At 68.7% G+C, this 11,692-nt stretch carries 6 protein-coding genes; 1 reads left to right on the top strand and 5 read right to left on the bottom strand.

What is annotated here, in order from left to right; genetic code table 11:
• Window positions 1-3 precede the first annotated feature (3 nt).
• Window positions 4-1,254 carry an efflux RND transporter periplasmic adaptor subunit gene (locus tag INQ41_RS05990; RefSeq protein ID WP_228076731.1) on the bottom strand — a complete coding sequence of 417 codons (1,251 nt, stop codon included), beginning with the start codon at window positions 1,252-1,254 and terminating at the stop codon, window positions 4-6.
• A gap of 108 nt (window positions 1,255-1,362) precedes the next feature.
• On the opposite strand from INQ41_RS05990, the gene INQ41_RS05985 reads away from it, so the two are divergent.
• Complete coding sequence (locus tag INQ41_RS05985; protein ID WP_228076730.1) at window positions 1,363-1,626, top strand: PAAR domain-containing protein; 264 nt, start codon at window positions 1,363-1,365, stop codon at window positions 1,624-1,626.
• Between the two features lie 86 nt (window positions 1,627-1,712).
• Here INQ41_RS05985 and INQ41_RS05980 read toward each other — a convergent pair whose 3' ends face one another.
• The 4 genes from INQ41_RS05980 to recC all read right to left on the bottom strand — a co-directional run bounded on the left by INQ41_RS05980 (window position 1,713) and on the right by recC (window position 11,588).
• A complete protein-coding gene (locus INQ41_RS05980; protein ID WP_193986994.1) occupies window positions 1,713-2,135 on the bottom strand; it encodes an OsmC family protein in 423 nt (140 codons plus the stop codon).
• A gap of 167 nt (window positions 2,136-2,302) precedes the next feature.
• Entirely contained in the window at window positions 2,303-4,279 is a 1,977-nt protein-coding gene (locus tag INQ41_RS05975) for an AAA family ATPase (RefSeq protein ID WP_228076729.1), read from the bottom strand.
• Complete coding sequence (locus tag INQ41_RS05970) at window positions 4,276-7,887, bottom strand: UvrD-helicase domain-containing protein (RefSeq protein WP_193986993.1); 3,612 nt, start codon at window positions 7,885-7,887, stop codon at window positions 4,276-4,278. Before INQ41_RS05970 ends, INQ41_RS05975 begins: the two co-directional genes overlap by 4 nt.
• Window positions 7,884-11,588 (bottom strand): exodeoxyribonuclease V subunit gamma, encoded by a 3,705-nt coding sequence (gene recC, locus INQ41_RS05965; RefSeq protein WP_193986992.1) that lies wholly within the window; start codon window positions 11,586-11,588, stop codon window positions 7,884-7,886. Before recC ends, INQ41_RS05970 begins: the two co-directional genes overlap by 4 nt.
• Window positions 11,589-11,692 lie beyond the last annotated feature (104 nt).

Raw genomic sequence — 11,692 nt, 5'->3', positions numbered from 1 at the left:
CCGTCAGTCGAACTTGACCGGCAGTTCGCGATCGGTCGACGTGTCCGCGCGTTCCGACGGGATCGCGCCGAGTTGCGGTCGGACCCGGTCACCGTCGGTCAGCGTTGCGCCGGGTGCGCTCAGGACCACATCGCCCTCAACCAGACCACCGGTGACCTCGGTGACGGTGATACCGCGCAGGCCCAGGCTTACCGGCACCCGCGCGATGCGGCCGCCGGTCACCTTCCACACCTGCGCGCCGCCGCGGCCATCGCGCTCCAGGGCGTCATTGGGGATGACCAGTGCGCGATCGCGCCGCCCGGTTTCCACGTTGACCGAAACGGTCATGTCCTGACGCAGGAATTCGGGTACCGGATCCAAGCGCAGACGGATATCCACGCTGCCGCGTTGCGGGTCCACGGCCGGCGCGATGAACGCGACCGTCGCGGGGAACGGGCGCTCGGGATACGCGTCGGCCACGCAGACGGCGGCTTGTTCCAGCGCGAGCACCGACAGGTTTTTCTCGTCGACCGGCACCAGCAACTCGGTCTCACCCTCGCGGGCGATCTCGAACAGGATCCGCCCGGGCTGGACCACATCGCCGGGCTCGGCATCGCGGGTGAGCACGGTGCCGCCGACCTGGGCCCGGACGCGGGTCTTCTCCAGCAAGGCCTCGGCTGCCGCCACCCGCTGGCGGGCTTCGGTCTCGCCCGGATTGCCGGGCGACAGCGACCTTGCGCTGAGCTCCGCCTGCTCAAGCGCCGCGCGGGCGGCGGCTTCGGCCTGCACGGATTGCTCCATCATTTCGCGCGACACCAGCTGCCGGGTGAAGAGTTCACGCCGGCGGACCGCCTCGCGACTGGCCTGGGTGAAAGCGGAGCGGGCGCGGCGCAACAGAGCGTCGGCCTGCGGCTTCCCGGACTGCCGCAGATCGGCCAGCGCGGCCTGCGCCTCGCCCAGGCGCGCCCGGTAGTCATCGTTCTGCAGGATCGCCAGCACGTCCCCGGCCGCGACCGTATCGCCCTCTCGAACCAAGCGCTGGGCGATGACGCCGGCGACCTGCGCGCCCACCTGCGCGCGCGACGCGGACGCAACCCGGCCCGTGGCGACGACCGTCTGCACCAGCGGCTGCGCCTGCAGCCGGTACGCCGGCACCGACGGCCCCTGGACCTTCAGCTCGACCACCCAGCCGGCAACGACCAGCAAGGCCGCGAGGACCACCAGCAATGCAGCGCGTGTGCGGGTGAGTTTCAGCTCGGCCTCCGGTGGCTTCAACGGGGAACAGGGAGTGGTGCGGAACGCCGCTCATCATACGGTCGCCGTCTGCGCACGCGAACTTGCTCGCGCTAGACTGTCGCGGTCGAGCGAGACAAGGAGAACACCATGGCAAAGATGTGGATTGTGATCGGCGATCCCACCAGCGGCGGCGGCAAGGTCATTACCGGCTCGCCGTTTACCGATATCGATGGCAAGCCCGTGGCCCGGGTGACCGATCAGGCGACGTGCCTGACCCACAAGGGCAGTTTCCCGATCGTCGACGGAGACGCGACCACCACGATTGATGGCCAGCCGGTTGCGGTCCACGGCAGCGCGCTGGCGTGTGGATGCAAGGTGCTGGCAGCCAGACAGATGCGCGTGTCCCTGTAGCAGCCCGGCGTCGTAGCGACTCAGGCGCGGAGACGTATTGTTTGCGCCAGGATGCCGCCGCGGCGGGTGCGCGGCGGCCGTTCCGGCTACGCGTCGAGTTTCGCATCCATGGTGATGCTGGCGCCCTTGAGCACCTTGGATACCGGGCAGCCTTCCTTTGCCGCCGTCGCGATGCGCTGGAACGTCGCGTCATCGGCGCCAGGCACCTTGGCCTTGACGTCGAGATGGATGGTGGTGATTTCCAGCGCGTCCGGATCCAGCGTGACAGAGGCCGTGGTTTCGATCTTGTCCGGGGTCAGGTTTTCCTTGCCCAGCATCATCGAAAGCGCCATGGAGAAGCAGCCGGCGTGGGCAGCACCGATCAGTTCTTCCGGATTGGTGCCCGGGCCGTCTTCGAAGCGTGCCTTGAAGCCATAGGGCGCGTCACGCAGCACGCCGGTCTCGGTCGAAATGCTGCCCTTGCCGGTCTTGACTTCGCCGGTCCAGACAGCCGATGCGGTCTTCTTCATGGGGTTCTCCTGATGACGGGTGGGGTGCCGGTACGGACAACAGCCGTAGCCGGCGAACCCCCACTATGCCGTTTCGTATGCGATGAGCCTGTGTGCTCTGCGCGCCGACCTTGGAAGGTTGACCGTCGAAGAGCGCGCGCGTGTTTCGCCGGCCGACGCCCGCGGCGCTACGACCACTGGCTTGCGTCCAGCCTGGCGCGCAGACCGCTCGAGCGGCGCGCGGGGGTTGAGATCGCGCGACGGAGCACTGCGTCCGATGCCCATAGCTGCACCTTTTGCCGAGCGCGCGAGATCCCGGTGTAGAGCAGTTGGCGGGAGAGGATGCGGTTGTCCGGATCCGGCGGCAGCAGCACGGCGACTTCGCGGTATTCCGAACCCTGGCTCTTGTGGATCGTGATGGCAAATCCGCCCTGGTGGTCCGGCAGGCTGCCCGGCACGAAGCAGACCGCCCGGCGGCTGCGCTCGGTCGCTGGCGCCGCGGCATCATCGTCGATCGCGCTGCCTGCGGACGCGGCGCTGCCTGCGGACGCGGCGCTGCCTGCGGACGCGGCGCTGGCTGCGGACGCGGCGACGGTCACCGCAAACCAGACCCCCAACGCGCCGTCAGCATCCTCCAGGCAGATGCCGACATCACCGTTGAACAGCCCGGCGGTGTAATCGTTGCGGGTGATCATCACCGCGCGACCGGCGTACCACTCGCCCCGGGTGAGGGAAAGCGCGCCGCCCGATGAAGCGGCGCGAACCGATGACTCCAGGTGGCGGTTGGCCGCCTCGGCGCCGAATTCCCCCTCGCGCAAGGCGCACAGCAGCTGCCGTTCGCGCAAACCGTCCAGAGCCCCCAGGACGGCGACCTGGTCCGGTGCACCGTCCGCGCCGCGCGGCAGCGGCGAGAAGGCACCCGCTGCGCGCAATCCGTCGGCCAGGCTTCGGGCCCAGGTGGCCAACGCGGCGTCCAGCTCGTGCGGGGCGCCGATCTGCACGCGCCGCACCTGATCACCGGCGTCGATGACAGCGCGCTCGAACGCGTCGATGTCACCAAGGCGCACCGCTTCATTGAGTGGCAGCAGCGACTGGTCGGCGCGAAAGCTGTGCGAGAGCCGGACCAGACCGGGATCGGCCGCTGCCTCCATCGCGCCGACCAGATCCAGCAATACCGAACCGGTGCCCACCGAGGTCAACTGGTCGGCATCGCCGACGAGAATCAGGGCGGCATCCTCGCGCAATGCCTCCAACAGATGGCGAAGCATCGCCAGGTCGACCATGGAGGCCTCGTCGACGATGACGATGTCGGCAGGCACGGGATTTCCCGCGTGGTGCACGAACCCGCCGCCATGTCCGCGGCTTCCCAGGAGTCTGTGCAAGGTGCTGGCAGGCGCGTTGAGCGATGCGTCCAGCCACGGGTGCCAGTCTTCGGGCAGCCGCGTCTGGCCGTCACGCATCAGCCTGGCGCCGTCGCGCAGTGACTCCGATAGACGCTGCGCCGCCTTGCCGGTTGGCGCGCCGATACGGACGACCGCCGGAGCGGCACCTGATCCGGCGCGGCGCTTGAGCAGCAGCATCAGCATGCGCAGGACGGTCGTTGTCTTGCCGGTGCCGGGTCCGCCGGTAAGCACAAACAGACGTTTGCCCGGGACCTGCGCCACGGCGGCGCGCTGCGCGGCCACGCGCCCGCTTCCGTCCCCATGGAACAGCACGTCGATGTCGGCCGAACTACCCTCAGGCTCGGTTCCGGCGCCTGCGCGACGCGTATTGGCATGCCGCGCCACGACGCCCTCGTGCAGGTGGTTGCGCAGCAGGTAGAAATACCCGCTATCGACCACGAACGGCGTGGCTGCGACTGCCGGCGCGGCTTGCGTGGACCCGGTAGTCACCACCGTCACCATTGGGTCGGCCATGACCTGCTCCATGGCGTCATCCTCCAGCGGCGGCATTCCATGGCGGCCGGCGGCCTCGCCACGCAGCGGCAGTGCGCTGTCGCCGTGGCCGTCGGCCAGGCTGGCCCAACCCGCCAACTCCGCCAGCGCCGCGGAGCCACCGTGCGCCCTCACCCAGCGCGCCACGGTGTGATCCAGCATCCGCCACGCCTCGGGCGGAGCCGGCTCGCTCGCCGGTCGTCGGAAGTAGTAGGTGGCTGGAGCGCTCACGCGGCGACCTGGGTGCGCGTTTCGCCCAGAACGCTGCCGACCGCGTCCAGCAGCGGATCGGGAAACCGGTGTCGCCAGATCCCGGCACCCGGTGCCAGCCCTGCCGCGCGGACAAACAGGTACACGCATTCGCCCAGGTGTCGCGACCGGTCATAACCGGCACCAAGGCGCTGGCGCAGGTAGCGGTCCACGGCGAGCGTGTACAGCAAAGCCTGGAAGCGATAGCGGCTCCGGTCCATCTGCTCAAGCAATGCGCTGCCCATGTAGTTCCCCAAGGAATCGCCCAGGTAGTTTCCTTTGTAATCAAGGACGTGAAACCTGCCGTTACAGTGGAATGTCAAGTCGATCTTGCCGTTCATCAGGCCGCTCAGCACCCGCTGGCTGGTCGGCACCAGATGCGGCTCTCCGTGGGCCGCGCACGCTTCGCGAAGGTCCGCCATGGAGACCGCATCGAGGGCGAAATGGAATCCCATCTCCGCACGAAGGTCGGTTTCGGCCAGGTCCGCGAGCGACAGATCAGGATGTCCCTGAAGTCCCAGCGGTGCCTCCAAAGCACCCTGCAGTCGCCGGGCGAGCGTTTCGATCAGTGGCGCCTGTACGGCGTCCTTGCGACGCACCCCGGAATCACCCAGATACCGCTCCACCAGCGGAAGCTGGGCGGTGATCGGCTCGCCAATTTTGCGGAACTCGAATACGGCGTGGACGGCGTTGCCGAAATCCGTACCGCGGACGTCCGCCAGAGCAAGAAGTTCGGGATGTGGCGCGGCGGGCAGCTGCTCGGGCACCGCCGCGCTCGAGCCCGCCGCGGTGGTGGCCTCGGTCTCGTCCCCGGCAGCGGCCTCCGGATTGATCGCTTCGCGCTGTTCGCCGTGGGTCAGCGTGGTGAAGCTGTGCTTTCCCGGCAGCGGGCCGATCGGCCACGCCGGCATGGGGCGCGCGGTGCGTTGCCGCGTCGTCTTGGTTGCGTCGGGCACATACTGCTGGCGTCCCGTCGGAAGCCAGCCCTGCCTCCACTCGATCCGCGTGGCCTGGGGTTCCATTTCCGTGCTGCCCAGCGGTGACGACAGGCGCGTCAGCATCACATCCAGCGCGCTGCGTTTGGTGCCTTGCAGTGGCGACTTCGCCGTTGCACTCGCCGGTCGCTCCACGTCCAGGGCGAACACGTGGCACGCATAAATGGCGCGGGTCAGCGCCACGTACAGCACGCGGAACCGTTCGTCCTGCAGTTCCTGAAACCTGGTCGCAGCCGCCTCAGGCGAGCGCTCGACACGACTGGCCCCGGTGCGCGGATCGGTGAGGACATGCATCTCGCCACCGGTTTTTTCGCCGTGGTTCCACATCAGCGGCAGGAACACGATCGGAAATTCCAGGCCTTTGCTGGCATGCAGGGTCATCAGGCGAACCCGCGCGCTGTCGGACTCGATCCGCAGCTGCGCTGCCTCAACGGCGTCATCGCCGGAGTCGCCCTCGCCGTCCCGGCATTCGGCCAGCCAGCCCAGCAACTCCTCAAAACCCGGATCCTCCTCCGACCGCGCCTGCAGCAGCTCGCCCACGTGGCGCATGTCGGTCAAAGCGCGCTCGCCGGCCAGGGTCTGCAGGTAGCGCGGTGCCATGTGCGTGATCAGCTGCTCGACCACATGCAGCACGCCGCGACGTTGCCAGTCCAGATGCCAGTGGCGGAACTGCCCGGCCATCGCCTGCCAGCGCAGTACGTCGTCGCCCCACTCCTGAAGCTCGCTGAAGCTGGTGCCCCACAGCCGGGTGGCAGCCGCGGCGCGCAGCGCGCCAAGCTCGCCGGGATAGGCCACGGCGTACAGGACGGTCTGCAGGTCGCGGGCGACATCGGTGGCAAAAACGCTGCTGCGGGTGCTGGTGACGCAGGGGACACCGCGCGCACGAAGCTCGTCGCGCAGGGCGGTGATGTCTCTGGCCGTCGGCAGCAGTACCGCGATATCCGAGGGCTCCACAGGGCGTCCGGCAATGCGGTGGGCTCGCGACTGCAACATCCCCGCGATCTGGTCCGCGCAGGCGCGCAGGGCTTGAGCGCGACGCTCCGGCTGGGATGGCGCCGCCGGGGTTTGGTGGTGGATTACCAGCGGCTTGGCGCAAGGGTCCTCTTCAACGGTGTAGGGCGCCGCGCTCCGGCGTTTGGAGGCTTTGACCGGGCTGCAGCGGATCTCCGTTGCATCCAGCGCGCTCAGCCGGTTTCCGGCCAACGCGTAGAACTGGTTGATGGCATCCACCAGCGCCTCGCTGGAACGGTGGTTCGTGTCCAAGGTGAGCCGGTCGGTGGCGCCGGCGCTGGCCGCCGCGCGCTGGTAGGCGTGGATGTCCCCCCCGCGGAAGGAATAGATCGCCTGCTTGGGGTCGCCAATCATCACCAGCCGGCCACGCGGGGCGCCACCGGCATCGCGGTAGACCGCGTCGAGGATGCCGTACTGCAGCGCATCGGTGTCTTGGAATTCGTCCACCAGCGCGACCGGCCAGGCGTCGTGCAGCGCATCGGCCAGCGGGCGTTCACCGCAGCCGTCCCCCTCGCGTAGCAGCACATCGCTGACGGTACTGATCAAGGCATCGAAGGTGAGCTGGTGGCGGGCCGCGAGCCGCGACTGGATCTCGCCGCGCGCCACCGCTGCCAGCTCGCGCCAGAAGCTCATCTGCAGACCCTGGATGGCGGGGACGCACGCCTCGGCAAACTGGCCCGCGGCCAGAAGCTCGGGATCCTTTTCGAATGCTCTTTTCAGCCCGGTCAGCTTCGAGGCCTCGGCCAGTCGCTTGCAGCTGTCTTCGGAGGGCAGCCGCGAATGGTCCGTCAGCAGTTCGAGCAGTTCAGCGAGCACGCGCGGCAACGCCGCTTTCCTGCCAAACGTGTCGACGCTGCCCGCGACGATCTCCTCCAGCTTCGGTATCCATGCGGGGTCGAGCGCCGCCTCGATTTCCGCGGACGGCATGCCGCCGACCGCTACGCCCTGCCCGAGGCAGACCTTGAGCCCCTTGCGCAGCCGGTCGCGGGTCAGGTTGCCAGCGCGGCTGGCGAGCAGCACCAGCGGGTCGCTGTCGTCCCCCTGCTGCAAACGACGCCACAGGTCGCCTGCCACCTCGTCCAGCAGGGTGTCGCTGGCGACCATGTCGCCCATCACGAAGGCCACGCCACAGGCGAACGGGTGGTCGGCGAGGATCCTCCGACACAGGCTGTGCAGGGTGCTGATCGGGGCGGCGTCCATCTCGGCCAGTGCGAGGCGCAAAGCCTGCAGGTCCCTGGATCGTGCGTCGGCGTCCTGCTGCCAGCGTTCGTGCAGCCACAACGCATCGGGGCCGGCATCGGCCGGGACAGGCTCGGCGGATTCGGCGAGTTGCACGGCCCACCGCAGCTTCCCGCGCAAGCGTTCGCGCAGTTCCTGTGCGGCGGCTTCGGTGAACGTCGTCACCACCACCTGTCGCGGCGACCGGCCCTGTTCGAGCAACAGGCGCAGGTAGAGGACGGCAATGGTCCAGGTCTTGCCGGTGCCGGCACTGGCCTCGATCAGGCTGCGCCCGCCTGGTGCCAGGTCCAGGTCGCGCCAGTCACGAGCGGGGGCCTGAGCGTGCGCGCAAACCGTCTCGTTCATTGCTGCCTCTCCATGCAAGCAGATTCGTCGGCGGTCGCGTTGTGCCGCAGCGGCGATGCCATGTCGATGCATTCGTGAAGCGCCAAGGCAAAGCGGTGCAGTTCGGCCAGCTCGTTGCTGCCGCCGGCGAAATCCACGCCACCGGCCAGCAGCCGGCTGTAGCCAGGCGCGTAGTCACGCTCGCCGGTGCCGCCGTCGTGCGTCGCCACCCAGATACTCTCGACGTTTGCAGGCGCTGGCTCGCGATCACCCCGCCCGCCGGCACCGCTGCGCGGACTGACCGTCGGCTGGATCGCCTTCCAGGCGATTTTCGGGAAGTACCAGCGTGGCCTGCCCTGCGCCTGCTGCCACCAGTGCAGCAAGCGCGAGAGCCGCCGCTGCAGATCACTCAGCAGCTGCGATCGTTCATCCGGCGCTGCCTCCACAAAGGCCTCGTCCCAGGCGTTCAGCGCGCCGGACCAGCCTGGAATCTCGTCGTCGACCAGCATCGCCAAACGCACCGTCGGCATCCGCCCACCGCCGCCCGCCGTATGCACGCGCAGCAAGCCCCAGTCCATGAACATCGGCACGCGGTCCTTGAAATCCAGATCCTTCTCCGCCTTCAAAGCGCCACCCTGGCCGGGAAATGCGCGCAGCATCTGCCAGTGTTCGCGGCCCTCATGGCTGAGCCGGTACACGTGACCAACCTGACCGACCAGTGCGACATCCCCGATGGGCTGATCAATCACCACGCTGACCGGCGCCGGCACGCCATGCTCGAACGCCGGCAGATCGCCCAGCCGTTCGAGCAGTTTTGCCACCGCCGCCGCGGAGTCTTCCCAGGCCTGCACGCCCGGCCTCCCCGGCGGCATGATGCCGCCCAGGCGCAGCCAGTCCGGCGCACGTTCGGGCGGCCACTGCGCATCCGGCCAGGCCGGCAGCGCATCGTTGAAGAACAGCTTCCGCGGCACCGAATCCAGCGCGCCAAACCGGGGATCGACCGGCTCCTCGCTGGGCAGGCGATCATCCACCAGCGCGTCCAGGCTGATCTGCATGCGCCGGCCCAGCACCTGCGCGGCGGGGTCGCGGTAGTAGGCCTGTACCTCCCGCAATGCAACCGGGCCCTCGAGAACCACCTCGCCGGTGCCGTCGAGATCGAGGAACGGGGCGACGTCGGGGTGTGCGCCCTGGGCGTGCATCGCGGCGAAGTCCTGTTGATAGGAGAACAGGCGCGCGTCGCTGCCGTCGTAATAGCGGGCATCGAAGGGCTGCAGGGGGTGACGGATGATCCAGGGCCGCGGCGTGTCGGTGTCGTCGGCGGCGAGGCCGGCGGACGCATCCAGTACCGCCAAGAGCTCCGACAGCGGCTGCGCAGGGTTTCGCGGCTTGCCGTCCATCACCCCTTCGCCCAGGTAACTCAGGTGCAACCGCTCGCGGGCCGACATCAGGGTTTCCAGGAACAGGTAGCGGTCGTCGCTGCGCACGTCACGGTCGCCGAGCCGCCGATAGCGCGCCATCAGGTCCAGGCCGGCGTCGCTGCTGTTGCGCGGAAACTCGCCGTCGTTCAGGCCAAGCACGGCGACCACCTTGAACGGGATCGCCCGCTGCGGAACCATCCCGCAAAAAGTGATGCCGCCCATCAGAAAGCGCTGCCGCTCCGGCGCAGCGGCGAGGCGTTCGACCAGCAGGTCGCGGACGACGCTGAAATGCAGTTCGGGGTCGACCTCGGCTTTCGCGGTTTCCGTCGCCAGCGTGCGGATGAAACCCAGCAGCACGGCCTTTGCGTCGCGGGCGTCGGCGTCCATCAGGTCGATCCGGAACATCGCCTCGAATCGGCGCTCCAGTTCCTCCGCCCAGGCGCTCGCCGGACGGGATTCTTCGGCTAGATCACAAAGCGCCTGGATCTCGCGCAACAGGTGATCCAGCGCGCCCAGATGGGCGGCGGCCGGGCCGTGGATGCCGGTCAGCGGCGCAATGGCGACGCCGCCCGGCAGGGCCACCGATGGCTGGTGCTCGCTGTCGGCGCGGTCCGCCATCAGATAGCCGGCCATCATCCGGTCCATCGACCAGCCGAAGGTGTGCTCGGCGATCGCCGGCACGCCGAACCGGCTGCGGAACGCCGGATCCAGCGCCCACGCCACGCGGCTCGCCTGCAACCAGCCGCTCAGCTCGTCCACCGCGCCAGCATCCAGACCCAGGCGACCGGCGATCTCGGGGATGGCCAGCAGATCCACCACCTCGGGTGCGGTGACGCGGGTGCCGGGCAGATCGAGCAGGCGCTGGAACGCACCAAACAACGAGTGGCTGCGCGCCACCGAAACATCGGCCAGGTGGTACGGCAGGCGCTCCCCGCCGTGCCCGGCGACACCGAACACGGCGGGAATCAGCGGCACATAGGAGCGGATGTCCGGCGCCATCACGACGATGTCCGCAGGACGGATCGGCTCGCCGTGCTGGTCCGTGCTTTCTATCGCGTCGAGCAGCTGGTCGCGGAGGATTTCGAGCTCACGCAGGCGGGTGTGGCTGGCATGAACCCGCAACGACGCGTCGGCGATCTCACACTCGATGAGCGCTGGCTGCCGGAGCTCCACCGCCTCGGGCAACGGCGCCAACGCGCGGATGCTTTCCTGCACGCGCTGAAGTCGGTTGACCGGCGACGAGGCGTCCTCGTCGGCCCGATGGCGCACGTCGGCCAACACCTCATCGCTGCCATCGGCCAGCGCCATGATGAAGTGCTGGCCCATCCGGCCCCAACTGGCCAGCAGCGGATTGTCCTGCTCGATCCAGTAATCGCCTGCGCCGGCGCCTTCCAGCCCGGCCAGTTCGGCCTCGCGCCGCTGCTGGATCTCCGCCACCGTGTTGCCCAGGCCACCCCAGTACTCACGGCAGGGATCGGGGACGTACATTGCCACCAGCCGGTGGCGGGCCGCGGCGCGGATCACCGCCAGCTCGGAAGGCGCCAGATGACTGACACCAAAGACATGCAGCGCATCACCGCCGCCGACGTTGCGGTCCAGCAGTCGGTCGATGAGAGTCGTGACGACGTCGCCCCGGTGCGGCCCCAGCTGCGCGCGCAGATGCCGCCAAAGCGGCGCCAACAGCCGCTGCTCGGTGGAACTCATGCGGGGATCGCCGCCCTGACCGGTGACCGCATCCAGGCGTCCGTGCTCCCAGGCGTCGAGCCAGTCGGGCCGGTAGACCACGTACTGGGAATAGATCCGCGCCAGGCGGTCGGCGAGCTGGAACCGGCGCCGCGCCACGTCAGCGCCGGCATGCCGCGCGTCGGCGTCCGCCGGCTGGAGGTAGGACGCGATGCGCGCATCGGTGACACCAATCGTATCCAGCCCGCTGCCTAGAAGTTCATGGATGTTCCAGCGCAGGTGCTCGCGCTGATAGCGCGGCAGCGACACCGCCTGCTGGCCCAGCTGCCGCTCGGCCAGGTTGCCGATCCACGTGCTCGGCAGCTGGATGTCGAGGTTGGCCACAATGCCGCCCGGTCCGTAAGCGCGGGCAAGCGCGCCGTTCAGCCACTGCTTCATGCCCGGATGCGCGGCGATGATGGTCTGCGGGGCGAGGACATTGGCCGGGCGGGTCACGGCCAGCAACTCGCGCAGCGGACCGAGCAGCATTTCCAGCCGGCTGGCACGGTAGATCACCAGACCGGTGGTCTGCGCCGCCCCCTCCGCTTCCCGCAACTGTCCACGCTTGTCGACTGACGTCACCGCACCGCCCCCTGTCATGAGGCTCGAAGGATAGCGTCCGACGGTCGCAGCGGCTGAGACCTGGCTGGGTGGGCGTGACCTGTATGCCTTCCCGGCGAATGTCC

It is taken from the genome of Lysobacter ciconiae (genome assembly GCF_015209725.1).
Classification (GTDB): Bacteria; Pseudomonadota; Gammaproteobacteria; order Xanthomonadales; family Xanthomonadaceae; genus Novilysobacter; species Novilysobacter ciconiae.
This window is presented reverse-complemented; position numbering and strand designations above follow the sequence as displayed.

Excerpts from the sequence above, each read along its gene's own strand:
- INQ41_RS05985 (WP_228076730.1), top strand. The coding sequence starts at position 1,363 with ATGGCAAAGATGTGGATTGTGATCGGCGATCCCACCAGCGGCGGCGGC.
- INQ41_RS05980 (WP_193986994.1), bottom strand. The coding sequence starts at position 2,135 with ATGAAGAAGACCGCATCGGCTGTCTGGACCGGCGAAGTCAAGACCGGC.
- INQ41_RS05970 (WP_193986993.1), bottom strand. The coding sequence starts at position 7,887 with ATGAACGAGACGGTTTGCGCGCACGCTCAGGCCCCCGCTCGTGACTGG.